Here is a 25078-nt window from a genome sequence, read left to right as displayed (position 1 = left end):
AATCAAAGGAGGGATCTAAATGACGATGAACACCGTACCTGCTAAAACACCGAAAGAAGCTTTGATGATCCCTCCATACCTTGTGTTTTATTTAATCCACTCTATGCAAGTCGGTGTAGGGGTCTTAGGTTTCACTCGGTATATTGCAGGCATCGCAGGCTTTCGTGCATGGATAGCTGTCCTGTTAACTGGAATATTATTTCATATCATAATTTGGATCATGTATAAAATTTTGAATGGAACTGATAAAGATCTCGTTTCAGTTCATAAGAGTACATTCGGCAAGTGGATAGGCGGCTTTTTAACCTTTGTCTTTATTATTTATATTACTTTCTTAGCTATGACCGTATTACGTACGTATATTGAGGTTGTACAAATATGGATTTTCCCAGAACTTCCTACTTGGGCAATCTCTCTCAGCATTATTCTAATTGCCTATTATGCCATTACGAGCGGATTCCGGGTCGTTGCCGGGATTTGTTTTTTAGGCGTCATCATTCCAATGTTTCTTTATTTCTCTGCTTTAGCACCGCTCGAATTTGCTACCTATCGGAATCTAATGCCATTATTTGATACAAGTATTAATGTACAGATTGAAGCGACGAAGGCGATGACTTTAAGCTTTTTGGGACCTGAACTTTTACTAATCTATTATCCATTTATTCAAGAACCAAAAAAATCACAGAAATTTGCTCATTTTGGCATCATATTTACGACGTTTATTTATCTAACGGTCACGATTGTTACGTTTGTTTTCTATAGTGAAAAACAGCTTGCAACTACGATATGGCCGACATTAAGTGCGTGGAAAGTGCTTGAGCTTCCTTTCATTGAACGGTTTGAGTATTTAGGAATTGCTACTTGGATGTTTGTTGTGATGCCTAATATTACACTAGGATTGTGGGGAGCGAGCCGGGCCCTCAAAAGACAAATAAACATATCTCACCGTAAGTCAATTTTAATAATCAGTGTGATTGCATTACTTATCACTATTTCATTTACTACAAGAGCGCAAATAGATGCTTTAAATACGTATGTATCTTATACCGGAACGTACATCGTTTATTTATACCTCCCTTTCCTATTGCTTATATTAATGATAAGGAGGAAGTTACGCAGATGAAAAAATCACTAATACTCCTGATAATCAGTACACTTTTTTTAAACGGATGTGTACAGACTATGATTTTAGATGAAGTTCAGCTGATTCATTCAATTGGTTATGATTATTATGATGAAGACCGGGTTGAAGGGACGGTCAGCTTACCCGTTTATAATATGGAGGGTGCGATAGAAAGTGAAATCATTACAGCTGTAGCGAAGACGAGCCGTGATGCAAAAGTCGAATTAAACGCCCAGGCCTCTAGACCGCTTCACAGCGGCAAGATAACAACCATCTTATTTAATGAAGAACTCGCAGAGAAGACGGGAATCATGCCGATTCTTGATACCTTTTCCCGCGATGCTACGATTGGAATGAGAAACTTCGTTGCTTTAACGGCAGGCTCAACAAAAGAAATTCTACAAACCACTTATCCCCTTGAAATGGAAGTCGCGTCGTATATTGGGGAGTTAATAGAACAGAATATGGAAAGACAAAATATTCCTTTGGCAAATTTCCATTTGTTTATGAAGTATTATTATGAAGATGGAAGAGATCCGTTTATGCCCTATCTTAAACAGTCAGAAGAACATCTGCAAGTAGACGGTGTTGCCTTATTTAAAGGGGATCGTTATGTAGGTAAACTAAATTTAACTGATTCCTTTGTAATGAAAATATTGTTAGAGCCTTTTGCAAATGGCACTTATGAAATTGAGCTGGGTGAGAAAAATGAATTTGCTGTGTTAAGAAATATTCATTCAAAAACTAAATATACCATTGAAAAAGGGACGAACACGCCTGATATCGATCTCCTTATAAAATTCAAAGGAAAAGTTAATGAATATTCAGGTGAAGAAATTAGCCCAGAAAAATTGAAGGAGATTACCGTGAAAGTGACGGAAAAGCTTGAGTCAGGTGCCAGACGTCTTATCTCCTTATTTCAAGAAAAAAATATTGATCCGATTGGAATAGGAAGTAGAGTCCGAGGTTATAATTATCAATTTACCCTAGAAGAGTGGGAAAGTTATTATCCTGATGCCAACATTAACGTAAAGGCTGAAGTGGTGATTACTGAAACTGGAGTAAGAGAATAATATAAGGGAGCATGGTTTATTAACTTAATCCATGCTCCCTTTTTGATGCAGAAAACAGTCTGTGTCATGAACGGGCTTAAAATATCCTATTGCCATAAAAAAACTTTCTGCTGTCGTGGGACCGACATGCTTGAATAGCTTGCTTAATGCCTTACAAGCTGCTTCCTTTTCTTTCGGCAGCTTCTGAATCCACTCATAGAAACTATTTTCTTTTTTTAAAAGGTTACATAGAATCTCTGCATTTACAATTGTCGCTTCTATCTTCCTTCTATGCCTAATGATCGTTGCATCATTAAGCAGCCTTTCCACATCAACTTGGGTCATTGAAGCCACCTTTACGATGTTAAACCCATGAAATTGGATTCGGACCCGCTCACGCTTATGTAATACCGTTCTCCAGCTGAGGCCTGCTTGAAAGACTTCAAGGCTCAGAGCTTCAAACAATGATTCGTCCTCTCTTATTATACGTCCCCATTCATGGTCATGGTAATCGATCATCAACGGATCATCCTTTGCCCATTTACACCTATTCATTCATCTTCCCCCCTGCTTTTTATTACAACAAGTTTAATTTACTCATATCAAAAAAGCCAGTTCCGGATTAAGGAACCAGCTTCTTCTATTATCCCCCGACTGAATGAAGGATCATGTGAACTAAAAACAAACTCGCAATGAAGTATAACGGTACAGGGACTTCTTTTGCTTTTCCGATAGCCATTTTTAAGATCGGATAGGCAATGAATCCAAATGCCATGCCTTCAGCGATGCTATATGTTAAAGGAATCAGCGCCAGCACTAAAAAGGCTGGAAACCCTTCTGAGAAATCATGAAACGGAATCGACTTAATGTTTTGTACCATCAATCCGCCAACGACAAGTAAGATAGGGGCAATCGCACTATCAGGCACCGCCGTTATAAGAGGAATCATAAATAACGTAACCCCAAATAACAATCCTGTTACAATGGCGGTTAAGCCGGTTCTCCCTCCTGCTGAAATTCCCGCAGCAGTTTCGACAGTCGAAACTGTTGGACTTGTGCCAAAGATACCAGAGGATAAGGCAGAGACGGCGTTTGCTCTTAATGCTTTATTTCCCTTCTCTGGATGCCCTGTCATTTGCAAGTGACCATGAATCAGCCCGAGATTTTCAAATACTAATACCATAGTCATTGAAAACACAGCTATCCAAAAGGCAAGAGTAGCAATACCGCCAAAGGATAATTCTCCGAATAAAGATCCATAACTAGCTAGAGAGAAACCTTCTGATGTACCTTGGCTCGGCTTTACACCGATAAAGACAGCTAGAATCGTTCCTGCCACCATCGTAATCAAGAAATTCCCAGGCACATTGCGAATGAATAAGACGACTGCTATGAGCAATGTGAGAATCGTTGCAAACGGCAGCGGGTCGCCTAAGTGTGCTACCTGGATATAGGTCTCTTCATTTGCTTGGATCAATCCGCCTTTCTGCAGTCCGATAAAGGTTAAAAATAACCCTATACCGACTGTAATCGCATCTTTTAATGATTGAGGAATTGCAGCACTTAAAATAGGTGCAAGCTTTGTAAAAGCTATCCCAATAAAAATCAATCCTGACACAAATACAGCTGCAAGTGCTTCTTGCCAAGTCAGTCCCAATGCATGGACAAACGTGTAGGTAAATAAGGCATTAACGCCCATCCCTGGCACCAAGATGATCGGTGCATTACTCCAAAAGCCCATTAAGATACAGCCTACTAGTGATGTGACAATGGTAGCCACAATGGCAGCCTCTAATGGAATTCCTGCGTCAGCCAAAATGACGCCGTTGACAGCAACGATATAAACAATCGTCAAAAAGGAAACAAGTCCTGCTGTCACCTCTCGCTTGATGGTCGTATCGTGACCATCTAAATCAAACCGTTCAAATACCCCTTTCATGTGTATCATTCAACTCTTTTCGTTGAATCCCTCTCCCACCCAGCGTCAGTCTTAAAAAACTGCGCCAAGATTCTATCATAGCACGAACTTTCTTGAAGGAGAAGTAGAATATTCGTTTTTCTAAACCTTACTAATTCATTATATAAGCGTATCTTAAGTCATGTAAGTGCCTATCATGATATACTAAGCACTATACTAAGTAAGGAGTGTTGCATTATGGCAGAAGCTTTTAGAAAAGCAACATTTGCGGGAGGCTGCTTTTGGTGTATGGTAAAGCCTTTTGACTCCTATGACGGTATTGAATCTGTCATATCAGGATATACGGGCGGACATACCGAAAATCCCACCTACAAAGAAGTTTGTTCTGAGACGACTGGTCATTATGAAGCGGTTCAGATCACATACAACCCTGAGATCTTCTCTTATAAACAGTTAGTGGAGATTTTTTGGCAGCAAATAGACCCAACGGATGCAGGCGGTCAATTTCATGACCGCGGAGATTCTTACAGGCCCGCTATTTTTTATCATGATGAGAGCCAAAAAGAAACAGCGGAAGAATCTAAAGCTGAACTGCAAGCAAGCGGCCGGTTTACAAAACCGATTACAGTCGATATTCTTCCCGCACAAACCTTTTATCCTGCAGAAGAATACCATCAGGACTATTATAAGAAAAATCCATTTCATTATATGATGTATCATAAAGGCTCAGGACGAGCAGCATTTATCAAAAACAACTGGGGGGATAACCAAGATGAGTCGAAATAAAGAAGAATTAAAAGAAAGATTAACGCCAATGCAGTATGAAGTGACTCAAAATAACGGGACAGAGCCTCCGTTTCGTAACGAGTATTATAATGTAGAAGATGATGGAATCTATGTGGATATCGTGTCTGGTAAACCATTATTCAGCTCTTTAGATAAATATGATGCGGGGTGCGGCTGGCCTAGTTTTACTAAACCGATCGTAGATGAAGAAATCATTGAAAAAGAAGACCGTTCGCATTTTATGATTCGTACAGAAGTCCGCAGCAAAGACGCCGATTCTCATTTAGGCCATGTGTTTAATGACGGCCCTGGCCCAAATGGTCTGCGTTATTGCATCAACTCAGCTGCCCTTCGCTTCATCCCAAAAGAAGATCTTGAAAAAGAAGGCTACGGTGCGTATTTAAAATTATTTCAGGCATAAATGAAACAAGCTGCCCATTTTGGCAGCTTGTTTTTGTTTTTACTTTCCTTTAATCGTAATATTCATGGAAAATAGACGCTTCGTTAATAAAATGCTCAAGTACGTAAAGATAGCAGCACCTACCCAGTAGAAAACAAGCTCTAAGATACTTCCATTTTTCAAGCTCCATGGTACAAGACCCGAACCGATCATTCCGCCAAGTAAAGCAAAACAAACAATAATCCCTGCTCGGAAAATAGGTTCAAGTTGTTTAAAAATAAGAAACTCCCCATTAAATTCACTATGATTTTGCTCATATAGCCATTGACCTGCACCAACAAACAGGAGTGTAGCTGCAAGCGGAATCCATAGATTCATAAATTCCCCATCCCCCATTGCAGATGTCGGGTTATAAACCGTATAGATCGGCCAGATAAAGCGGGAAGCCTCTTCTGAAATCCTGCCAAAAAAGTAACCATTATTAAAGTTCACTTCAAAAAAGTACCCTACTAATACCAAAATACCTACAGGGAAAATAGTGAAAATAAAGGTTAAGGCAATTTGTGAAATCATCTCGCCTGTAATGGTTCCAATAAACAGCGTAAAGCTGTAGGTTGCAATAAAACCTAATAATGGTAGCATGAACGCCTCAAGAAAGTTTACCCCATCTAAATGGAATCCAAATTCTGATGATACGATCATAAAGTAAGCTGAAAGAAAGGTAATTGGATAGAGAACGAGAACGGGTACTACACCCATCAACCATTTCACTAAAAACATCGTACGCCTCCTGTAAGGCAAGGCAAAAGCAAAGTCCTGACGTCTTGTGCTTCTTTCTGAACCGATCAACTGTACGGCAAGAGTTACGAGAAGGACAATAATTACGAGTGAAAATACACTCATTCCAAGTGCACTGTGCACCGACCATTGTAAATAATTCATTGCTTCTGCAGGGGCTGAACGAACTTCTTCCCTCCAGTTTTCTATGCTCACCATTGCTCTGATCGGAAAATGGAAAAGAAATAATAGTGTGATGAGAAATAAAATGGCTCTTGACTGTTTCCATTCTTTTCGCAGTAATCCTTTAACCGACAAACTGCTCACCTCCAAGTTTAGCGACAAATAAATCTTCTAATGTCATCGGCAGCTCTTCCATATACAGCGGGTGAGCTTCTTTTATTTTTTCAATTCCATTATTCTCCGTGTCTTCAAAGACAAGAATATACACTTTCCCTGTTTCATTAATAACAGTGCCAAGCTTTGAAATTGATTCAGGCATGCCATGAGGAAAAACAGCTTGCACTTTTTTGTATGATTCTTTAATTGAATCAAGAGAATAGGTGCGCGACACTTCGCCTTCTTTTAACATAATAATGCTGTCTGCTAAGTACTCCAATTCATCTAGACGATGAGAAGAAATGACAACCGCAACCTCGAAATCTGCTACAGCCTCTACTATAAATTGCAGAATTCGTTTTTTTACAATGACATCAAGTCCATCCGTTGGTTCATCTAGTAAAATATAGGTCGCTTTCGTTGAAAAGGCTAAAATAAGTGCAAACAAAGCTTTCATACCTTTAGAGAAGGACCCAACCTTTCCGCTCTTTGGGAGAGTAAAGCGGTCTAATAAGGAATTAAATAGTTCTTCATCAAACTTCGGATAAATTTCTTTATAGAGCAGACATATTTCTTTGATTGAATAAGATTTGAGCGCCTCCGGGGAATCTGGAACAAATACGATATCCTGCTTTACTTCAGGATAAGTATAAATGCTTTTTTCTCCAACTAAAATATCACCGGCTTCAGGCTTAAGAATACCTACCATTAACTGCAGCAGAGTTGTTTTCCCCGCACCGTTCCGCCCAATTAAACCAGTCACTTTTCCTGGCTCAATATCAAACGTAATTTCATTTAATATCGATCGTTGCTTAATGGTTTTCCCCACTTGTTTAATCTGCATCACGTGATCCTCCTAACGCTTCAAATTCTTTTTCAATCCATTTGATCATTTCTGTTCTTCCTACGTTTGCATAATTAGCTTCAATAACAAGCTGACGAAGTTGTTCTTGGATCTTCTGACGTTCTTTTGGATCAACTTCTCTCAACGACTGCTCGGCTACAAAGGTTCCCTTGCCTCTTATGGTGACAATCACACCCTGTCGCTCTAGTTCTTTGTATGCCTTACTTACAGTGTTTGGATTCATCACTATTTGCGCAGCTAAATCTCGAACAGACGGCAGCTGCTCCTCCTCTTCTAATATTCCTTTTGCTACCAGCTCTTTAATTTGTTGAACGATTTGCTCATAGAGCGGCTTTTGACTTTTAGGATTAATCGTTATAAGCATGTATTCACCACCTCGGTGTCTATAGTGTACTAATTAAAGTAGTACACCTAATACAGTTAGTATATGTATATGTTTGGAAATTGTCAATATCACTTTTTTAGAGAACAAAAAAAATCTGCATATGCGCTATGAGGCACATATGCAGATTCACGTAATTTATTAAATTAACATACCTGCGATTGCTGCACTTAATAATGATGCAAGCATACCAGCAGCTACTGCACGAAGACCTAAGCGTGCAATGTCTCCACGACGTTCAGGAGCAAGCTTCCCAAGACCACCAAGTAAAATACCAAGTGAAGAAAGGTTAGCAAAACCACAAAGTGCGAAACTAATAACAATAACTGCTTTTTCACTTAAATTTTCAATTTCCGGTGCAAAAGATAAATAAGCTACGAATTCGTTAACTACTAGCTTTTGACCGATGAAGCTTCCTGCCATTACTGCCTCATCCCAAGGTACACCAATAAGGAAAGCAAGCGGTGCAAATACATATCCTAAGATCAGTTCAAGCGTTAAATTCTCAAGTCCTGCAAAACCACCTAGGAATGAAAGGAGCCCATTAATTAAGGCAATTAACGCTACAAAGGCAATTAACATCGCTGCAATATTCAGCGCGAGAGTTAAACCAGTACTAGCCCCTTTAGCAGCTGCATCAATAATGTTTACTGTATCCTCATCTTTAGCAAGCTTAAAGTCATCCACATCATTTGTTGTACGCTCTGTTTCAGGTACAATCATTTTTGCCATAATCAGACCAGCTGGAGCTGCCATGAAACTAGCTGCAAGCAGGTATTCAAGCGGAACTCCAAGCAGTGCATACCCAATCAATACTGAACCCGCTACAGAGGCAAGTCCCCCTGTCATAACAGCAAAAAGTTCTGATTGTGACATTTTGTTTAAGTAAGGTTTTACAATTAAAGGTGCTTCTGTTTGTCCTACGAAAATGTTTGCAGCTGCAGACATTGACTCAGTCTTCGATGTACCAAGTAATTTTGCAAGTCCTCCACCAATAAATTTGATGATTAACTGCATAACACCAAGGTAGTATAAAACCGAAATGAGAGCAGAGAAGAAAATAACAACAGATAAAACGTTAATAGCAAATACAAATTCTACTCCTGTCCCATCAAAGAAACCACCAAATACAAAATCAATTCCTTCATTTGCAGCACTGATGATCCATTGAACCCCTTCTGTTAGCTTTTGTAAGGCTTGCTGCCCAATTGTTGTCTTTAAGACCAATAAAGCAAAACCAATTTGGATAGCTAATCCTCCTAGAATTGTTCTAGGGCGAATAGCTTTTCGGTTAGCTGAGAGCAGATATGCAACCGCAAAAACCGTAATGATCCCAACAATTCCCCATAAAAAATTCATGATACCGCACCTCTTTTTCATTTATTAGCGAGTCACTTGCTCAAATCGCCAGATCACCTGCATTACTCGTTTAAGAAAACGCCTTCACAAGAAACCAATGAATCAACGTCTTTAGGATGCTTCATGAACACTACCTATATGTACCCATCGTTCATAAAGTCAAACTGAAAACGCTTACTTGCCGTTTAAAAAAATGAATGGTTCTTGAAAGCGGTGTCGAAATTTGTAAACGCTTGTCTAGATGTCAGACGTCCGAACTTCTCCCTTACTATATCAATTACGGCCCAACTTGTAAATAGGAATCACTGGTAAAATCGAATCAATAATTTTCACATTTTAGGGTATGTATGAAGTAGGGTTACTTTTGAACATCTTAGTAATGAGAAGGGAGTTTTCTAGATGAGTAAACGGATAGAAAGAGATACTTTAGGTGAAATGTATGTGGAAGATGATAAACTTTGGGGTGCACAGACACAGCGAAGCTTAGAGAATTTCCCAATTGGAAAAGAAAAAATTCCAAATGAGGTTATAACAGCATTTCTTCACCTTAAAAAAGCGTGTGCGATTGCAAATAAAGAATTGGGAGCAATAGAAGAAGAAAAAGCAGCAGCCATTATTGATTCCATTCAGCGGCTTCTAGAACAAGATGCAAGAAAGCACTTCCCTCTTGTTGTATGGCAGACAGGTAGCGGTACTCAATCAAATATGAATGTTAATGAAGTAGTCGCTAGATTAGCTAACGAATCAAAAGAAGGATTCATTCATCCTAATGATGACGTGAACCGTTCACAAAGTTCAAATGATACCTTTCCAACAGCCATGCATGTGGCTACAGTCTTTGCTGTTGAAAAAACTCTTTATAAAGAAATTGATCGAATGATTGAGACATGTAAAGAGAAAGAACAAGCATTTCAAGATGTGGTGAAGATCGGCCGTACTCACTTGCAAGATGCTACTCCTTTAACAGTAGCACAAGAAATCAGCGGCTTTAGACATATGCTTGAGACAAGTAAAAAAATGATCGAAGAAAGCCTTGAACATGTGAGAATTCTAACGATCGGCGGAACTGCTGTCGGGACAGGTCTTAATGCTCCTAAGGGTTTTGGCGAAGCGGTGAGTAAGCAGCTATCTACTCAATTAGGTACAACATTCACCTCTTCTACGAATTATTTTCATGGGCTTACCAGTCATGATGCTTTAGTAGGTCTGCATGGAAACTTAAAAGGACTTGCAGCAAATTTATTTAAAATCGCAAATGATATTCGTCTCTTAGCCTCTGGTCCGAGATCAGGAATTGGCGAATATCAACTGCCTATTAATGAACCTGGTAGTTCGATTATGCCTGGAAAGGTAAACCCTACTCAAGCTGAGGCAATGACGATGGTATGCGCTCAGGTGTTTGGAAATGATGCAACAGTCGGCTTTGCTGCTAGTCAGGGACACTTTCAATTAAATGTATTTAAGCCTGTCATCATATACAATGTGCTTCAATCAATCGAATTACTTCGTGATGGCATGTCCAGCTTCCATGACCGCTGTCTAGCGGGCTTAGATATTAACGAGGAGAAAATGAAAGATCACTTAAATAATTCGTTAATGCTTGTGACTGCTCTTAATCCGCACATTGGTTATGAAAAAGCAGCAAAGATTGCAAAACTCGCCTTTGACGAAAATCTAACATTACGTGAAGCAGCGGAGAAGACCGGCTATATAACACCCGAAGAATTTGATACATTCGTTCGCCCTGAAAATATGGTTAATGAGAAGTAAAGCAAAAGAGCTGAAACGGCCATGCCGTTTCAGCTCTTTTTTTGGTGAATACTTATTTAAGACTTCTTTATACCGTTTCATCATATGTGTAACGAACGATGTACTTATTCGTCTTGAGTTTGCGAACCTCAACTAATGGCCCAACTTCATAGCCGTTCATCCAATTATCTTCAAGCTTTGCTTTAATGCACCCTGCTTGAAATTTCGTACGAAACGTTTGTTTATAGTAGATCCACTTCGGCAACGATTTCATCACTAGAGCAAACCTTCTTTCATCCAATATCTTCTATTATACTGAATTCTGTCTGCTCAAGCAATGAAGAAGCTCCCGGGCCGCCCGCGGAAAGCGTGTGCCTGCAGCGGAAATCAACAACTATGGTAGGGCGACTTTTACTGATAGGTATCTCACAAGAGCGGAACGATAGGGAGGCTTCGGGACACTCTGTGGAAAGCGAGTACATACAGCGGAAGCCTTGTTTAACCGATCAACTCTTCATCTTCTCGCTTTTTAATATCTTCAAGGCGGCGGTTTTCTTCAATGTCACGCAGCCTATGTGCGAGTCTTGCTGCTGCACTTGCTGCGATACTAGCCACAAGATCATCTAGGAAAGTATGTACTTCTGATTTACGTTTGTCCAGCTCATTAATAATCCCGACTTTTTGTTTATCAAGATAGCCAAATGAAGTTACAGCTATACTTCCAAACCCAAAAACAGAGCCTAGTGCAATCGTTTCATCTACACCAAATAACCCTTCATCTGTATCAATTAAAGACTGCAGCGGTTCTGACAGCTGCTTTTTTTCTGCTAATTCATCTAGTTCAATACCAACTAAGATGGCGTGCTGGATTTCACGCTTACATAATACAGCATCCACACTCTCATAGCATTGCTCATGTGTAACATGCGCATTATACGGACGTTGCAGATCATAAACGATCGATGCAATGTCATCAATGGACACACCTCTATTTTTTAATTTTTCTCTAGCTGCCTGTTCTACTACTTCACAATGTACAGGTGTCTTCATGATACATCCCCCTCTTTTTTCTCTATTTTATCATAATTTACTGAATAGTCATTCCTCGTGCATCATTCCTTTGATGCAGCTTTCAAAAAAGGCTTTTAGACATGAATTATGTTAAAATAAAACCATTACGTAATGAATATGTACCCTGATATACGGTAAATAAAAACACTTCATTAAATTTAGTAATAAGAAAGGATTGGCACAGATGGCAAGACCTTATGAAGGTACTCTTTTTGAAGAAACATTTAACAGTGAGTATCTACAAACAGAGCAAAAATTACTTTATTATACTCCACCAAATTTCACTCCACTAAAATCGTATGATCTGCTTATTTGTCAAGATGGGAATGATTATTTTCAATTGGGGCGTATTCCAAGACAAGTCGAGGAATTAATTGAAGAGGCTGAACTTCGAGATGTCATTATTGTCGGTGTCCCTTATCCAAGCGTTGATGAAAGAAGAAAGCGCTATCACCCTGATGGTGAAAAAGCTGAAGCTTATATTCGATTTTTGGCACATGAATTAGTCCCTTATCTCGATGAAAAATTCCCAACTCATCAACTTGCAGCAAGCAGAACATTAGCTGGTGATTCACTTGCAGCTACGATCTCTTTAATGGCAGCAATCGAATATCCGAGCCTGTTTGGACAAGTAATGATGCATTCTCCATACGTTAATAAAACGGTGCTTGATGCGGTTTCAAATTGTACTAAAACTGAATCAATTGCGATCTATCATGTCATTGGTACAAAAGAAACGGAAGTCAAAACCACCGATGGAAATGTGCTAGATTTCCTCTCTCCAAATCGTGATTTAAATGAATTATTGACAGAGAAAAAATTTCCGTACACTTACTTTGAATTTGAAGGAGATCATACGTGGACTTACTGGCAAAAAGATTTACCGCGCGCCCTTACTACTCTCCTTCCGTATGATTGATTGAACTATGATTGATTGAACTGATGCGACTGCTGTTTTTTACAAAAAGGACTAAGAGCTAATAGACATTTTTAGTAAGTATCTGTATGATAAATAAAAACGAGATTGAGGAGGATGAGGTCAATGAAATATGGTATTGCATTATTTCCAACTAAGAAATTGCAAGATTTAGCGAATTCATTCCGTATGCGCTATGATTCCCATTATGCTTTAATTCCACCGCATATTACAGTTAAAGAGCCCTTTGAAATTAGCGATGATAATCTTCCCTACATTACATCTAAATTAAGGGACATTGCTAAAAGCTCATCACCTGTAGAAATTGATGTGTATAAAGTAGATACTTTTTCTCCACAATCAAATACGATTTTCTTTAAAATTAAAGAGCACGAAACGCTTTCTGAATTATATGCTAAGCTTCATCAAGAGCCTTTTGAAGAAAACACAAAATATAAGTTCATTCCTCATGTGACGATTGGTCAAGACCTATCAAATGATGAGGTGGCAGATGTTGTAGGACGTTTAAAAATGAAAAAAATTGAGCACCATGAAGTGATTGATCGCATGCAGCTGCTGTATCAATTAGAAAATGGTTCTTGGACCGTTTATGAAACCTATCGCTTAGGAGAATAACGAACAGATGAATGTAGTTAAAGTTATGAATGATCAACAGTTAAAAGATGCTTATTCCATTCGAACGAAGGTATTTGTAGAAGAACAAAACGTACCTAAAGAGGAAGAAGTAGATGATTTAGAAGATCAAAGCATTCATTTTGTCATGTATGAAAACGACCGTACAATTGGTTCAGAAGATATTGGTTCAAAACCAATCGGTGCAGGACGCTTACGCTTGGTTGATGGGTACGCTAAAGCTGAACGTATATGTGTGGCAAAAGATGCACGCGGCACTGGTGCAGGACGTTTTTTAATGAATGAAATGGAAAAAGAGGCGCTGAATCTTGGTGTTTCAAAGGTAAAGCTGAATGCTCAAACTCATGCAGAACCCTTTTACTCGAAGTTAGGTTATGAAATCACCTCGGATGAATTTCTTGATGCGGGTATCCCGCATGTGTCGATGGTGAAAACATTATAACTTCTTACAAAAAAACGAACCAATCGGTTCGTTTTTTTGTGAGTTTATTGCCTATTCTCTCTAGAGTTATTTGAATGGATTATTTGATTGAATTATTCGACTGAGTTATTCGATTGAATCATTTTATTGAATCATTCGGTTGCTGTTTCATGCGAGCTTCTACTGATGCACGTTTGCTTTGCATCGTTGACTCTTTATCCCTGCGGTCATCAATACGAATATTTGTTGCTACACGCTTTAATCCATGCTTAAACGGCACCTCATGAATAGCTTGGATAACTTCAAATAAGACTGGCAGCTCTCCTTCAATCAATGTACTCATTGGTGTTAATTCATAGGTGATTTTATCTTCGTATGATGATAACACGTTCTGAATTTCAGCTACATATTGACTCACACTCGGTGTCTCCGTTCCAATTGGTATAACCGTAACATCAACAATTGCCATATGTTTTCCCTCCTTCTTTTTCATCACTTTCCGCGCTGCTAGATGTTCTGGAAACTCTTCTTTAGCGAGCGTCCTGTAAGACTGTAGCGCACATATTAAATGCTTATGTTCTGGTTCTGCTGTTGTAATTTTCTCTTGCAGCCAATAAGAGATGGTTAAAATGAATTGTTGAAGCCATTTAAACCCTGCTATCTTTCCTCTCATCACGAACTGAAGAAGCGGAATGAAAAGAAGCGCTGCATAAGAGCTATACATAAGTGCATCCGTTACCTGTAATCCAGCTGCCAGGAAAATGATACATAAACTTATCACACTTAAAAAGTAGATCACCACAATATTTGTTGAACAAAAGCGATTCGTTATGGCTGCTTTTTTTATTCGGTATAATCTCCCCCGACGCTTAACTCCCCGATCACTAAACACCTTATGCTCCGCTCCGTGGTATTTTCTTAAACTGTTCGGGAACATGAAATGTGTGCCAAACATTAAATAGAAGAGCGTGTAAAACGGCAGTCCATTCCACTCTATTAAAAATGGCAGTTTAGGGACGAATACTAGAGCGATCCATGCTAGTACAACAGCCTTGAACCATAAGGGCATTGATAAAATGATCTGCTTTGCCATTATAAGGACTGTTTTTGTCTCATATGGCTTAATCCATGTCACAAGCCGGCCTTTATCGTGATAGGAACAGGCTATATGTGTCTTACCCATAAAGAAAATTCCTCGCTGATAAGACAATCCACGAATCATCATCTAGCTTATCCCCTCTCTTTATTGGCGAGATTGCTGCTGTGCAGGTGTCTCTTCTTTTACCCAATACGGAACATTGGCAGCCCCGCTAAAGTCAGGATTTGAAAATAATGCATCTTCTTTTGTTAAAGGACTATGGTTAACCCACGTATGGAGCATGCGGATTGAAATATCCTCTTTATTTATCTCATCACCATTCAAGCGAACAACAGCCTGTCCATTATTTCCTAGACTTTGATGTTCCTGAATCTCATTAGGATAGGCAAAAATGACTCCGTTACTGACGGCTTCGCCTTCGGTTTCATAGATCACTTCGTCTCCGTAAACTAATTCAAGCTTCATATCTGTAAATGTAATGTCTTCTCTTGCATGACCTTCCTCATCTAGTACGGCTACACTTACATAATCTTCACCATAAAGGCCGCCATCCGGCATAGAAGCCCATTCCCAGTTAATGTTTACTAACCATCCATCACCCGTATCATCTGCCTCAGCAACTAAACCCGTTTCCTCTTTAAGTTGTTCATGTGTCAGCGTTTCATTTTCACCTAAGAAATGATAGCCTCCCCAGAACATAATGGCCATCAAAATAGCCGGTAAAATTAACACTAGTTTATTCCCGTTAAACATGTTGGTCGTTTCCCCTTTTTATCTACTTCTTTTATATCTGCTTATCTACACTGATCCGTCGTCACTCACCCGTTTTAATTGTAAGTTCTGATTGAAAAACTTTCTGTACGTAAACACTGTAACAAGCATTGCACTAACTGATACGGCAACAAAAATACTTAAAGAAATGACTATCTGGTAACGAATCGCAATATGAGGTGATACTCCCGCTAGTATCAGCCCCGTCATCATTCCAGGAAGCTGTACAAGTCCAATTGTTTTTAACCCATCTACATTAGGAATCATTGCAGCACGGACAATCCGCTTGATAATCGGCTGTGTCGCTTCTTTAGGTGTAGCACCGAGTGAGAGAGCTGCAAGGAGCCGATTATGATTTTCGTTAAATTCACTTTTCATTCTTTCTAAAGCAAGACCTATGGCTACCATGCTGTTTCCAATCACCATGCCGCTCATTGGAATAACTTGTTCTGGTGTAAACTCAATCATATCAAATCCAAGCCACATAGAGAGGACCGTAAGCTCAACAGTCACTAAAATGCCAAAAATCAAAAGCAGTACGCCAGAAATGCCACGACCTTTCTTAGCCGCATGAAAACCAGCCACTGTAATCATAACACTCAGCATAATCGGTATACCAATTAAGGGCGGCAGCTCGAATAAGAACGTTAATAAATACCCTATTAAGAATAATTGAGCTGCTCCTCTAAATGAGGACCAGGTGATGCTCCCTGCTAAATTCAACGAATAGACATAAGATAATGAAACAGGTATTAATACAAAAATGATAAGAAATAGCATTGATACATTTGAAATTTCTGGAGCCATATTTATTCGTCCCCTTCCCCGTCACGATACAAAAATCTTCTTGCACGCTCTGTTTGTGGAGACCTAAAAAACTCCTTAGATTCACCGGTTTCAATCAGTTCGCCTTTTTCCAAATAAAAGGTTTGATCTCCTAGGCGCTCTGCCTGTTCGACATCATGTGTCACCATGAAAATGGTCTTGCCTCTCTTCTGTAATGTCCGGATGAAATCTTCAATTAATTCCACATTGCGTAAATCGAGTGCGCTTGTCACTTCATCCAGCAATAGAATCTCAGGCTCGTTTGCTAGCGTTCTCAGGAAAGCAACACGCTGCTGCTCTCCGCCTGATAATTCATCTATAGGTTTATGTAAGAATTCAGGAGAAAGGTGAACGGATTCTAAAAGCTTAATGGTTTTTTCATCAGACCAATCTCTATTATGAAGATTCGGCCCATAAGATACATTTTCTGAAACTGTCCCATCAAATAATGCAGGTGATTGAAACACCATTCCGATCTGCTGCCTTAGCTCAACAATAGGGTAGCTTTCAATCTCTTTTTCTTTAAATGTAATTGAACCTGACCTCTTATCATCTAAACGGTTCATCAAATACAAGAGACTGCTTTTACCCGCTCCAGATGGCCCGATTAATGTAACAATTTGATTTTCCAGTACAGTAAATGAAATTTTATTGAGCCGTTCACTGCTTACATTGCTCCACTTAATAATCTCCATAACTCACCTCGGTTTCCTCGACGATTTTGATCGTATTTCGAACTGGGATGTTTATATTATACAGGATGGACAAATAAAACAAAAAGTCTACCCAAATGATTAGATCATATGAATAGACTTAAACAAGTTTTCACTTTAACTATATCTTATCATAACAGAGAATTCTTATAGGCATGATGATTCGTTGGCCCAATGCCTTCCCCAATAGAAAGAGAATGACGGATGGCTTCTGTAATGAAAAGCTTCGCCGTTTGAACTGAATCTTTAATTGAACTTCCTTTTGCCAGTTCCGCAGCAATTGCAGCCGCATACGTACAGCCGGTACCGTGAGTATGCTTCGTCTCAATCCGCTCTGTCTCCAAGTAATGAAGTTCCTCTCCGTCAAATAAAAGATCCACTGCCGGTCCACTTTTTAGGTGACCGCCCTTTAAGACCACATATCTTGGTCCAAGTTTGTGCAATTCTTTTGCTGCCTTCTCCATTTCCTCAAGTGTCTCCATCTCTTTTGTACGAAGAAGCTTAGCCGCTTCCGGAAGATTTGGTGTGATAACTGCAGCGATCGGCAGCAGTTCTTTAATTAATGCTTCAGTTGCTGCATCCTGAAGCAGCACCGCTCCGCCTTTAGCAACCATAACCGGGTCGACGACAATATTTTGGACATGATACTGTTTGCATTTTTTTGCCACAAGCGTAATGATTTCTGCAGAAAATAACATGCCCGTTTTAACAGCGTCTACTCCGATATCAGAGAGAACAGCATCAATTTGCGCTTCAATTGCTTCAAGTGATTGAGGAAACACACCATGCACACCTAAAGTGTTCTGAGCTGTCAGGGCAGTGATTGCACTCATTCCAAACGTATCAAGTTCTTGAAACGTTTTTAGGTCTGCTTGAATTCCAGCTCCCCCCCCGGAATCTGAGCCTGCTATGGTTAAAACTTTTGCCATCGTCATAACTATTCTCCTTCTTTCTTACCTTAAGTTTCAGTTATTACATTTGTCTCATTCATCAATTAATATGTAAAACGATTCGGTGCAAACGTTTCGATTGGAACAGGCGTCTTTTCATCGCTAAGCAATGCAGCCACTATTTTAGCGGTAATAGGACTAAGAAGAATTCCATTACGATAATGCCCTGTTGCAAAAATAATATGCTTTGCATTCGGATGTTTACCGATAAAAGGGTAGCCATCCTGCGTTGCTGGTCTTAATCCAGCCCATGTATGAAACGGCTTGAGATCTGTTAAGAAAGGAAAGATATTTTTGTTCCAATTCGTTAAACGGGCTATTCCACTAACTGTAACATCCGTCATAAAACCTGCAATATCTTCAGAAGCCCCGTTTACAAGCGTCCCATTTGCCTTAGGAACCAAATACCCTTGGCTCGTATAAACAATATGATTCACTTGTTTATCTCCTAGTTCATAAGCGCAAATTTGTCCGCGTATCGGATAAACAGGGAGATTTAAGGAGAACGTTTCTTCGAGTTCCTTTGACCAAGCACCTGAGGCGATAACGAGTCGTTCAGCCTGAAACCTCTGACCGTTTTTTGATACTAAATCAATATCTTCCTTCCAGCTGTGAACCTCAACTGCTTCAAGTTCCTCAGCAATCGTTACACCATTTTTCCGGCATGCTTCTTCAAGAGCTCGTACATAATCCGGAGCAAAAACATGGCTTTCTTCCGGATAATGCATCGCTCCTATAATAGAGTCAGAAAGATGAGGTTCAAGCTTCTTTATCCGAGTCGCATCAACAAGCTCCGCCTCTGCCCCCCATTCCCTTTGCCAAGACTGCCTTGTTTTAAGTGCTAATAGATCCGCTTCATGGTACACAGCATGAAGACTTCCGCTGTTTGTATATTCAAAATCGTGTCCGCTGATCTTTTTGACTTCTTCTTGCCAAACTGGATATTCTCTTAAACTAGCAAGACATAATCTAAAAAAATCATCAGGGTCTTCCCCTATTTCAGAGTAAGGAGCAAGCATCCCAGCTGCCGCACCAGACGCTTGTCCTCCGCAGCGCACTTTCTCAAGAACAGTCACGTCATGACCTTTCCTAGAAAGTTCTAATGCCGAAGCAAGTCCGATCACACCGCCTCCGAGGACGATCACACGATGAGTCATTGATCTTCACATCCTCTTTTGTTTTTATCGCGATATAAGGGACGCATACCCGCTGCTTGCTGTTGCGTACTTCTTCTTTGGAATTCTGCCTGCTTCATATGATGCACGTCCTGCCTCAATCGCAAGCTTCATTGCATGAGCCATCTTTACAGGATCCTTCGCTTTTGCTACGGGCGTATTCATTAAGACACCATCAACCCCAAGCTCCATTACTTCAACGATATCTTTTGCAGATCCTAAGCCAGCATCTACAATTATCGGCACGTTAGAATCTTCTGCTATTAAGCCAATATTGTACGGATTTAATACACCAAGCCCTGTACCAATCGGCGCACCTCCAGGCATAACTGCAGCTGCCCCAGCCTCTTCTAATTTACGGCATAAAATGGGATCATCTGATGTATAAGGAAGTACAACAAAACCCTCATTTGCCAACGTTTCTGTCGCTTTTAGTGTTTCGATAGGATCAGGAAGCAATGTTTTTTCATCTGCACTAATTTCCACTTTGATCCAGTTGCTGATTCCTGATGCCTTCGCAAGTCTTGCAATGCGGATTGCTTCTTCGGCATTACTAGCTCCTGATGTGTTAGGAAGATAAGTAAATGAATCTTGATCTAGATGCTGCAGGATCGCATCCTCACTCGGAGCATCTAAATTCACACGGCGAATCGCAAATGTTAATACTTCCGCTTCTGATACTCGGATTGCTTCATTTTGAACAAATGGATTGGGATAACGCCCCGTCCCAAGAAAAAATCTTGACGATAATTCTTTACCAGCTATGACTAATTTTGATGATTTCATTGTCATCATCCTCCCCCAACAAAATGCACTAATTCAATCTTCATACCTTCTTCTACCTTCGTTACAGGCCAGTTGTCCCGGTCAATAATTTCTCCATCCACTTCCGTCACGACAAGGTGTTTTTCTAATTGATAATGAGTGACTACATCAAGCAGTGTTACCGCCTGAACATTCTCTTTCTCACCATTTATGATTAGTTCCATCAGTCTGCCTCCCCCCTAAGTAAGATTACTTTAGGATTTTAATGAATTTTTCGCATGTTCCCTTCACGTCTTCCGCTCCGACAATCTCACTGATCATACAGACACGCGTGGCACCTGCAGCTAATACTTGATCGACATTGTGCAGCTTGATCCCGCCGATTGCTACAAACGGAATTTTGATTTCATTGGCCACTTGTTGAATGTATTGGGTTGTCACAGGATCTACGACATCTTCTTTACTCTTTGTTTCAAAAATTGGACCGACTCCAATATAGTCTGCTCCACCTGCTTCAGCCGCACGGGCTTCTTCGATTTTATGCGTAGAAATACCAATGATTTTGTCTGGACCCATCACTTTTCTCGCTTCAGCCAGGGGAAGATCGTCTTGTCCTACATGAATACCGTCTGCATCTACAGCAAGCGCTACATCTATATGGTCATTTACGATAAATGTTACATCGTGTTTCTTTGTTAATTCACGTAATGCTTGAGCTTTTTTAAGCACATCAATTTTTTTACTTTTTTTATCTCTTAATTGAATAATATCGACTCCGCCTAAAATAGCTTCTTCCATTACTTCAATTAAGTCACGTCCCTGATGAAATTCTTCTCCGGTAATCGCGTATAGTTTAAAATCTTTCATTCTATTCACCCCTATATGATTTCAGCATATAAAAAGCCGTATCCCAAAAACGCATGGGACACGGCTACATATGATTCACTCATTTGCAGTCGACTTCCCTACGCTGGTACGAACCAGATCAGGTACAAGGGTAAAAGGAAACTACCTTTTTCTCAGCCTGCTTAAGCGGGCACCCCTAGCCTTCTACAGCTTTTTATTTAGTTGATTACACCCCTATTATGACAGAGTGCATAAAAATTGCAATGATTTAACGGGAGCTTTCTTAAAATAGGGTCACCTTCTCCTTATTTTTAAGCTCCATCACTTCCTCGAGCCGATTACCAATCAGCATTTTCCCTCCATTTGGGGAGAGCTTAATTGGCAAATGATCATCAAGCTCGGTAATGCTTACCTCAGCATTCGTTCTTGGATTGTATTTCAATAAATTGTAGCCATCTTCGTAGCTGAAATAGTCTCCGCTGTACTTTGGTCGTAAATAATAAAAGTCCCCTTCATCCGAGTCGTACATATGAAAGGGAATCCACCACAAATCAGAATACGTATTTAAAATCGGCATCTCAAGTTCGCTTATTTCTTCTGCACCTTCTGATTTAAATGTATACGTTGTATACAGTTCATACATGGAGTCAACTGAAACCTCGAGCTGAGTGTGATCACTATAAGACATAAATGTAATAAGCGGCTTATCCATTTCTTCAGCCTCACCTGTACCTAGATCATATAAAACAAGCGGTGCCTCATAATTAGGTTCTGCAGCGTCCCAATTTAAGTAGGCAATTTGGGTTTCATTTACCCATTGGAAATACGTTTGCGGGATTTCTATTGCGGTCACTGTCTGTTCATCGACATTGACATGAAACACGTCAAAATTCCAATCAGGCAAATACGTAATGAGCATCATCTCACTAGGCTTGTAAGGATTCCAATATACTGTATAACTATCCCCAAAGTGTTGAAGCTCTAGCTGTCTATTTCCTTCTGCATCAATCACATACATTGAGGATTGGTCAAATTCATCATACGTAACAATTGAAAATAACGTAAGGTCCTCGTTGCCTTCCACCTCCGTAATCCACTCTTCTGTCTCAAAAAAAGGTTCCTCAAGGCCAGAATAAAGATGATATTTTTTCAGGGTAGATAATTGGTCTTTCTCCTCAACATATAGAATTGTATCTTCATCAAACCACTCACTAATCATTGCTATGCCGTTTGATTCTTGGATGGGTTTTATCGTATCACTCTGAAAATAAGAGGAGGACGCAGCGGGCTTTGGTGTTAAATTAACAGTGGATTCGGGCAGGGGCTGACTTTCACGGGAACAACCAGCCAAAAGAACTACAAACAACAAAATAATAATCAAACGCCGCATATTCCCCCTCCTTTCTTTCTAGTATTTTCACATTATCGCATGGGATTGATGGAACAACAATAATCTTAGAGCATTATTTTGTGATTTATGTAGGAATTTTTTTCATTTTCTATCCAATTAAATTTTACCTCTACTTAATTAGACGTTTATTCAAGTAAAAAGTTTCACATTAACGAAGTAAAAAAACACATTACCACCTAAAAAGGGGATAATGTGTTTTTTAGATTTAGCCGTAAATAAACCTTGCTCCTGCAATTCCTGGATTCGTCATTTCTTTAGGATCGAGAATTTCATTTAGTTCTTCTTCTGTTAAAATGCCTCTTTCCAGACAAATTTCACGAACAGGACGATCCGTTTGAATAGCTTCTTTTGCAATACGTGTCGCCACTTCATATCCTACATGCGGATTAATCGCTGTAATAATCCCTACACTGCGCTCAACCATCTCACGACAATGCTCAATGTTTGCTGTAATTCCTTCAATCGCATATTCACGGAATACTTTCATTCCATTTTGTAAAATAGACAGCGATTGTAGAAGGTTGAATACAAGAACCGGCTCCATTACATTTAGCTCAAGCTGACCTGCTTCTGAAGCAAGGCTGATTGTTTGATCGTTTCCTATCACTTGGAATGACACCTGGTTCATTACTTCACACATCACCGGATTCACTTTACCAGGCATAATAGATGAACCTGGCTGTCTTGGCGGCAAATTAATTTCATTCAAGCCTGTCCGCGGTCCAGAGCTCATTAGGCGAAGGTCATTTGCAATCTTTGATAAGTTAATCGCCATAATTTTCATCGCACTAGATAATTCTGTATACGCATCGGTGTTCTGAGTCGCATCAACTAAATCTTCTGCAGTTTCAAATGGGTGATCTGTAATATCAGCTAAATACTTAGAAACTTTATCAATGTATTCAACTTTTGCATTAAGTCCCGTTCCTACAGCAGTTGCTCCTAAATTAATTTCATACAGGTGCTCGACTGAGCGAGTTAAGCGGCCTAGGTCTCTTGTAAGAACTCGTCTATAAGCACCAAATTCCTGCCCCAAGCGAATAGGCACCGCGTCTTGCAGATGAGTTCGACCCATTTTTAAGACGTCATCAAATTCTTTCTCTTTTTCATGCATCGCTTCGATTAACTCATTTAATGAATCCGTAAGCCCTTTAGCTAAGTTTAAGCTTGCAATGTGAATAGCCGTTGGGAAAGCATCGTTTGTCGATTGCGCCATATTCACATGTGTGTTTGGACTTACTTTCATATACTCGCCTTTTTCCCCGCCTAAAATTTCAATCGCACGATTAGCAATGACTTCGTTTGCATTCATATTGAATGAAGTACCGGCACCGCCTTGAATCGAATCGACGATAAATTGATCATTTAATTTCCCTTCAATGACATCTTCAGCTGCAGTAATGATCGCATCGGCAATATTTGTTTGCAGCACTCCAACATCACGATTGGCCATAGCGGCAGCTTTTTTCACATAACCAAAAGCGCGAATTAATTCAGGGTGTGGAGGATATCCTGTAATAGGAAAGTTCTCACGTGCCCTCATCGTTTGAATACCGTAATAAGCATCCTTTGGCACTTCTTTTTCACCTAATAAATCGCGTTCCGTTCGATAGTCAGTCATTGTTGTTATTCGTCCTCTCTGTCCGTTCATATCTTTTTATTTTTTATATAATTATACTGTAGTCTTATTAGTCTTAGCATGACCAACAAAACGGTGGTCATGTATATGAGTTGTCCTATTTTATAGTATGTAGCAGCTCTTAATAATGTGTCTGATTCAGCTTTTGTTTAGCCAGCCAAGCACCGCCGATTACACCTGCATCATTACCTAAAGTCGCAATTTTAAACTCGGCACTGCTCGCCACACGTTCTAATGCATACTGATTAAAATAGGTTCTTAGTGGCTCAAGTAATGCATCGCCAGCTTTTGATACTCCGCCGCCAATGACAATTTTCTCTGGATTTAGTGCATTTGAAAGGTTCGCGATTGCTACGCCAAGATAAGAAGCCGTTTCATCCAATACTCGTTCTGCTAAATGATCGCCTTTAGCAAGTGCTTCAAATACATCTTTTGAAGTTAAAGAACCTAATGTATCAAACTGTTCCTTTAATAAACTAGGTTCATTTGATACGGCAACTGCCTCAGTAGCAAGCCGGGCAATACCTGTTGCAGAAGCAATCGTTTCTAAGCAGCCTGTTTTCCCGCAATTACACGGAGCACCACCCTTTGTAACAGATGTAATATGGCCGATCTCTCCAGCCATCCCGCTAGCACCGTGAAGGATTTGTCCATTAGCGATAATACCGCCACCAACACCTGTTCCAAGCGTAACGCAAAGAAGATTTTTGGCACCATCACCAGCACCGCGCCACATCTCTCCTAATGCTGCGATATTTGCATCATTATCAACTGTCACAGGAAGGCCTGTTTCCACTTCAAGCCGGTCTTTAAGAGGGAAGTCTTTCCACCCAATGTTAACAGCTTGATAGATAAATCCTGTTTCCATTTCAATAAAGCCAGGGGCCCCCATGCCGATCGCTGCTAAATGTTCTTTTTCTTGGTTTAGCTCGTTCAATTTATGATCAATGGATTTTGCAATATCCATCGTGATATGAATTCCGCCATCCTCGGTATTTGTTGGGATTTCCCATTTTGATACAATTTCACCGTATGAAGTAATGAACGCCATCTTAATTGTTGTCCCGCCTAG

Annotated in this window: 28 protein-coding genes, 1 pseudogene and 1 riboswitch; of the genes and pseudogenes, 8 read left to right on the top strand and 21 right to left on the bottom strand. The window is 39.9% G+C overall.

Annotated features, from left to right (window positions below):
- Window positions 1-19 precede the first annotated feature (19 nt).
- Both BPOF4_RS06270 and BPOF4_RS06265 read left to right on the top strand, forming a co-directional pair.
- Complete coding sequence (locus BPOF4_RS06270) at window positions 20-1123, top strand: GerAB/ArcD/ProY family transporter (RefSeq protein WP_012958242.1); 1104 nt, start codon at window positions 20-22, stop codon at window positions 1121-1123.
- Window positions 1120-2196 (top strand): Ger(x)C family spore germination protein, encoded by a 1077-nt coding sequence (locus BPOF4_RS06265; RefSeq protein WP_012958241.1) that lies wholly within the window; start codon window positions 1120-1122, stop codon window positions 2194-2196. The genes BPOF4_RS06270 and BPOF4_RS06265 overlap by 4 nt, the downstream gene beginning before the upstream one ends.
- A gap of 24 nt (window positions 2197-2220) precedes the next feature.
- Here the strand turns inward: BPOF4_RS06265 and BPOF4_RS06260 are convergent, their stop codons facing one another.
- Together BPOF4_RS06260 and BPOF4_RS06255 are read right to left on the bottom strand one after the other, a co-directional pair.
- Window positions 2221-2730, bottom strand: coding sequence for a DNA-3-methyladenine glycosylase I (locus BPOF4_RS06260; protein WP_012958240.1), 510 nt, complete (start codon window positions 2728-2730; stop codon window positions 2221-2223).
- Between the two features lie 88 nt (window positions 2731-2818).
- A complete protein-coding gene (locus BPOF4_RS06255; RefSeq protein ID WP_012958239.1) occupies window positions 2819-4114 on the bottom strand; it encodes an NCS2 family permease in 1296 nt (431 codons plus the stop codon).
- A gap of 216 nt (window positions 4115-4330) precedes the next feature.
- Here BPOF4_RS06255 and msrA point away from each other — a divergent pair, with 216 nt between their 5' ends.
- Together msrA and msrB are read left to right on the top strand one after the other, a co-directional pair.
- On the top strand, window positions 4331-4879 hold the full coding sequence (gene msrA / locus BPOF4_RS06250) for a peptide-methionine (S)-S-oxide reductase MsrA (RefSeq protein WP_012958238.1): 549 nt from the start codon (window positions 4331-4333) through the stop codon (window positions 4877-4879).
- Window positions 4866-5300: a peptide-methionine (R)-S-oxide reductase MsrB gene (gene msrB / locus BPOF4_RS06245; RefSeq protein WP_012958237.1), complete on the top strand. Its 435-nt coding sequence runs from the start codon at window positions 4866-4868 to the stop codon at window positions 5298-5300. The genes msrA and msrB overlap by 14 nt, the downstream gene beginning before the upstream one ends.
- 39 nt (window positions 5301-5339) lie before the next feature.
- On the opposite strand, the gene BPOF4_RS06240 is transcribed toward msrB, so the two are convergent.
- The 4 genes from BPOF4_RS06240 to BPOF4_RS06225 form a co-directional block, all read right to left on the bottom strand.
- Window positions 5340-6374, bottom strand: a complete 1035-nt coding sequence (locus BPOF4_RS06240; RefSeq protein WP_012958236.1) for an ABC transporter permease subunit — start codon at window positions 6372-6374, stop codon at window positions 5340-5342.
- The gene (locus BPOF4_RS06235) at window positions 6364-7239 is read right to left on the bottom strand and encodes an ATP-binding cassette domain-containing protein (RefSeq protein WP_012958235.1); all 876 of its coding nucleotides are present in this window, start codon (window positions 7237-7239) and stop codon (window positions 6364-6366) included. Before BPOF4_RS06235 ends, BPOF4_RS06240 begins: the two co-directional genes overlap by 11 nt.
- Complete coding sequence (locus tag BPOF4_RS06230) at window positions 7229-7624, bottom strand: GntR family transcriptional regulator (RefSeq protein WP_012958234.1); 396 nt, start codon at window positions 7622-7624, stop codon at window positions 7229-7231. The genes BPOF4_RS06235 and BPOF4_RS06230 overlap by 11 nt, the downstream gene beginning before the upstream one ends.
- A gap of 159 nt (window positions 7625-7783) precedes the next feature.
- Complete coding sequence (locus tag BPOF4_RS06225; RefSeq protein ID WP_012958233.1) at window positions 7784-9001, bottom strand: NupC/NupG family nucleoside CNT transporter; 1218 nt, start codon at window positions 8999-9001, stop codon at window positions 7784-7786.
- A gap of 399 nt (window positions 9002-9400) precedes the next feature.
- On the opposite strand from BPOF4_RS06225, the gene fumC reads away from it, so the two are divergent.
- Window positions 9401-10771, top strand: coding sequence for a class II fumarate hydratase (gene fumC / locus BPOF4_RS06220; RefSeq protein ID WP_012958232.1), 1371 nt, complete (start codon window positions 9401-9403; stop codon window positions 10769-10771).
- 67 nt (window positions 10772-10838) lie between these two features.
- Here the strand turns inward: fumC and BPOF4_RS06215 are convergent, their stop codons facing one another.
- On the bottom strand, window positions 10839-11024 hold the full coding sequence (locus tag BPOF4_RS06215) for a hypothetical protein (RefSeq protein ID WP_031311357.1): 186 nt from the start codon (window positions 11022-11024) through the stop codon (window positions 10839-10841).
- A 224-nt stretch (window positions 11025-11248) separates the two neighbouring features.
- Window positions 11249-11800 carry a phosphatidylglycerophosphatase A family protein gene (locus BPOF4_RS06210; protein WP_012958230.1) on the bottom strand — a complete coding sequence of 184 codons (552 nt, stop codon included), beginning with the start codon at window positions 11798-11800 and terminating at the stop codon, window positions 11249-11251.
- Between the two features lie 205 nt (window positions 11801-12005).
- On the opposite strand from BPOF4_RS06210, the gene BPOF4_RS06205 reads away from it, so the two are divergent.
- From BPOF4_RS06205 to BPOF4_RS06195, 3 genes are all read left to right on the top strand, one after another.
- Window positions 12006-12740, top strand: coding sequence for an alpha/beta hydrolase (locus tag BPOF4_RS06205; protein ID WP_012958229.1), 735 nt, complete (start codon window positions 12006-12008; stop codon window positions 12738-12740).
- Between the two features lie 123 nt (window positions 12741-12863).
- Window positions 12864-13373 (top strand): YjcG family protein, encoded by a 510-nt coding sequence (locus BPOF4_RS06200; protein WP_012958228.1) that lies wholly within the window; start codon window positions 12864-12866, stop codon window positions 13371-13373.
- Between the two features lie 7 nt (window positions 13374-13380).
- Window positions 13381-13833, top strand: coding sequence for a GNAT family N-acetyltransferase (locus BPOF4_RS06195; RefSeq protein WP_012958227.1), 453 nt, complete (start codon window positions 13381-13383; stop codon window positions 13831-13833).
- A gap of 118 nt (window positions 13834-13951) precedes the next feature.
- On the opposite strand, the gene BPOF4_RS22630 is transcribed toward BPOF4_RS06195, so the two are convergent.
- From BPOF4_RS22630 to BPOF4_RS06135, 13 genes and pseudogenes are all read right to left on the bottom strand, one after another.
- Window positions 13952-14281, bottom strand: coding sequence for an MTH1187 family thiamine-binding protein (locus tag BPOF4_RS22630; protein ID WP_041822678.1), 330 nt, complete (start codon window positions 14279-14281; stop codon window positions 13952-13954).
- 75 nt (window positions 14282-14356) lie between these two features.
- A pseudogene (locus tag BPOF4_RS22625) lies at window positions 14357-15034 on the bottom strand (DUF1385 domain-containing protein); the annotation flags it as partial.
- Between the two features lie 21 nt (window positions 15035-15055).
- Window positions 15056-15664, bottom strand: a complete 609-nt coding sequence (locus BPOF4_RS06185) for a hypothetical protein (RefSeq protein ID WP_012958225.1) — start codon at window positions 15662-15664, stop codon at window positions 15056-15058.
- Between the two features lie 45 nt (window positions 15665-15709).
- A complete protein-coding gene (locus BPOF4_RS06180) occupies window positions 15710-16489 on the bottom strand; it encodes an ABC transporter permease (RefSeq protein WP_012958224.1) in 780 nt (259 codons plus the stop codon).
- A 2-nt stretch (window positions 16490-16491) separates the two neighbouring features.
- A complete protein-coding gene (locus BPOF4_RS06175; protein ID WP_012958223.1) occupies window positions 16492-17202 on the bottom strand; it encodes an ABC transporter ATP-binding protein in 711 nt (236 codons plus the stop codon).
- A gap of 149 nt (window positions 17203-17351) precedes the next feature.
- On the bottom strand, window positions 17352-18155 hold the full coding sequence (gene thiD, locus BPOF4_RS06170; protein ID WP_012958222.1) for a bifunctional hydroxymethylpyrimidine kinase/phosphomethylpyrimidine kinase: 804 nt from the start codon (window positions 18153-18155) through the stop codon (window positions 17352-17354).
- Window positions 18156-18214: 59 nt separating this feature from the next.
- On the bottom strand, window positions 18215-19327 hold the full coding sequence (thiO, locus tag BPOF4_RS06165; RefSeq protein ID WP_012958221.1) for a glycine oxidase ThiO: 1113 nt from the start codon (window positions 19325-19327) through the stop codon (window positions 18215-18217).
- A gap of 24 nt (window positions 19328-19351) precedes the next feature.
- Window positions 19352-20131: a thiazole synthase gene (locus BPOF4_RS06160; protein ID WP_012958220.1), complete on the bottom strand. Its 780-nt coding sequence runs from the start codon at window positions 20129-20131 to the stop codon at window positions 19352-19354.
- Window positions 20132-20136: 5 nt separating this feature from the next.
- Complete coding sequence (gene thiS, locus BPOF4_RS06155) at window positions 20137-20334, bottom strand: sulfur carrier protein ThiS (protein WP_012958219.1); 198 nt, start codon at window positions 20332-20334, stop codon at window positions 20137-20139.
- A 25-nt stretch (window positions 20335-20359) separates the two neighbouring features.
- The gene (gene thiE / locus BPOF4_RS06150; protein WP_012958218.1) at window positions 20360-20977 is read right to left on the bottom strand and encodes a thiamine phosphate synthase; all 618 of its coding nucleotides are present in this window, start codon (window positions 20975-20977) and stop codon (window positions 20360-20362) included.
- Between the two features lie 78 nt (window positions 20978-21055).
- A riboswitch (TPP riboswitch) is annotated at window positions 21056-21164 on the bottom strand.
- Window positions 21165-21239: 75 nt separating this feature from the next.
- Complete coding sequence (locus tag BPOF4_RS06145) at window positions 21240-22346, bottom strand: YqgU-like beta propeller domain-containing protein (RefSeq protein ID WP_012958217.1); 1107 nt, start codon at window positions 22344-22346, stop codon at window positions 21240-21242.
- A gap of 226 nt (window positions 22347-22572) precedes the next feature.
- The gene (aspA, locus tag BPOF4_RS06140; protein WP_012958216.1) at window positions 22573-23988 is read right to left on the bottom strand and encodes an aspartate ammonia-lyase; all 1416 of its coding nucleotides are present in this window, start codon (window positions 23986-23988) and stop codon (window positions 22573-22575) included.
- Between the two features lie 139 nt (window positions 23989-24127).
- Window positions 24128-25057: an ROK family glucokinase gene (locus BPOF4_RS06135; RefSeq protein WP_049779914.1), complete on the bottom strand. Its 930-nt coding sequence runs from the start codon at window positions 25055-25057 to the stop codon at window positions 24128-24130.
- Window positions 25058-25078: the final 21 nt, after the last annotated feature.

It is taken from the genome of Alkalihalophilus pseudofirmus OF4 (assembly GCF_000005825.2).
In the GTDB taxonomy this organism is placed as follows: Bacteria; Bacillota; Bacilli; order Bacillales; family Bacillaceae_D; genus Alkalihalophilus; species Alkalihalophilus pseudofirmus.
The sequence above is the reverse complement of the archived record's forward strand: the minus strand, read 5'-3'. Positions and strand labels throughout refer to the sequence as shown.

Coding starts and splice junctions, on each gene's coding strand:
- BPOF4_RS06270 (WP_012958242.1), top strand. CDS start 20: ATGACGATGAACACCGTACCTGCTAAAACACCGAAAGAAGCTTTGATG.
- BPOF4_RS06265 (WP_012958241.1), top strand. CDS start 1,120: ATGAAAAAATCACTAATACTCCTGATAATCAGTACACTTTTTTTAAAC.
- BPOF4_RS06175 (WP_012958223.1), bottom strand. CDS start 17,202: ATGGAGATTATTAAGTGGAGCAATGTAAGCAGTGAACGGCTCAATAAA.
- BPOF4_RS06135 (WP_049779914.1), bottom strand. CDS start 25,057: ATGGCGTTCATTACTTCATACGGTGAAATTGTATCAAAATGGGAAATC.
- BPOF4_RS06215 (WP_031311357.1), bottom strand. CDS start 11,024: ATGAAATCGTTGCCGAAGTGGATCTACTATAAACAAACGTTTCGTACG.
- thiO (WP_012958221.1), bottom strand. CDS start 19,327: ATGACTCATCGTGTGATCGTCCTCGGAGGCGGTGTGATCGGACTTGCT.
- thiE (WP_012958218.1), bottom strand. CDS start 20,977: ATGAAAGATTTTAAACTATACGCGATTACCGGAGAAGAATTTCATCAG.
- BPOF4_RS22630 (WP_041822678.1), bottom strand. CDS start 14,281: ATGGCAATTGTTGATGTTACGGTTATACCAATTGGAACGGAGACACCG.
- fumC (WP_012958232.1), top strand. CDS start 9,401: ATGAGTAAACGGATAGAAAGAGATACTTTAGGTGAAATGTATGTGGAA.
- BPOF4_RS06230 (WP_012958234.1), bottom strand. CDS start 7,624: ATGCTTATAACGATTAATCCTAAAAGTCAAAAGCCGCTCTATGAGCAA.
- BPOF4_RS06210 (WP_012958230.1), bottom strand. CDS start 11,800: ATGAAGACACCTGTACATTGTGAAGTAGTAGAACAGGCAGCTAGAGAA.
- thiD (WP_012958222.1), bottom strand. CDS start 18,155: ATGACGATGGCAAAAGTTTTAACCATAGCAGGCTCAGATTCCGGGGGG.
- BPOF4_RS06235 (WP_012958235.1), bottom strand. CDS start 7,239: ATGCAGATTAAACAAGTGGGGAAAACCATTAAGCAACGATCGATATTA.
- BPOF4_RS06205 (WP_012958229.1), top strand. CDS start 12,006: ATGGCAAGACCTTATGAAGGTACTCTTTTTGAAGAAACATTTAACAGT.
- BPOF4_RS06260 (WP_012958240.1), bottom strand. CDS start 2,730: ATGAATAGGTGTAAATGGGCAAAGGATGATCCGTTGATGATCGATTAC.
- thiS (WP_012958219.1), bottom strand. CDS start 20,334: ATGGAACTAATCATAAATGGTGAGAAAGAGAATGTTCAGGCGGTAACA.
- BPOF4_RS06160 (WP_012958220.1), bottom strand. CDS start 20,131: ATGAAATCATCAAAATTAGTCATAGCTGGTAAAGAATTATCGTCAAGA.
- msrB (WP_012958237.1), top strand. CDS start 4,866: ATGAGTCGAAATAAAGAAGAATTAAAAGAAAGATTAACGCCAATGCAG.
- aspA (WP_012958216.1), bottom strand. CDS start 23,988: ATGACTGACTATCGAACGGAACGCGATTTATTAGGTGAAAAAGAAGTG.
- BPOF4_RS06200 (WP_012958228.1), top strand. CDS start 12,864: ATGAAATATGGTATTGCATTATTTCCAACTAAGAAATTGCAAGATTTA.
- BPOF4_RS06180 (WP_012958224.1), bottom strand. CDS start 16,489: ATGGCTCCAGAAATTTCAAATGTATCAATGCTATTTCTTATCATTTTT.
- BPOF4_RS06255 (WP_012958239.1), bottom strand. CDS start 4,114: ATGAAAGGGGTATTTGAACGGTTTGATTTAGATGGTCACGATACGACC.
- BPOF4_RS06225 (WP_012958233.1), bottom strand. CDS start 9,001: ATGAATTTTTTATGGGGAATTGTTGGGATCATTACGGTTTTTGCGGTT.
- BPOF4_RS06195 (WP_012958227.1), top strand. CDS start 13,381: ATGAATGTAGTTAAAGTTATGAATGATCAACAGTTAAAAGATGCTTAT.
- msrA (WP_012958238.1), top strand. CDS start 4,331: ATGGCAGAAGCTTTTAGAAAAGCAACATTTGCGGGAGGCTGCTTTTGG.
- BPOF4_RS06145 (WP_012958217.1), bottom strand. CDS start 22,346: ATGCGGCGTTTGATTATTATTTTGTTGTTTGTAGTTCTTTTGGCTGGT.
- BPOF4_RS06185 (WP_012958225.1), bottom strand. CDS start 15,664: ATGTTTAACGGGAATAAACTAGTGTTAATTTTACCGGCTATTTTGATG.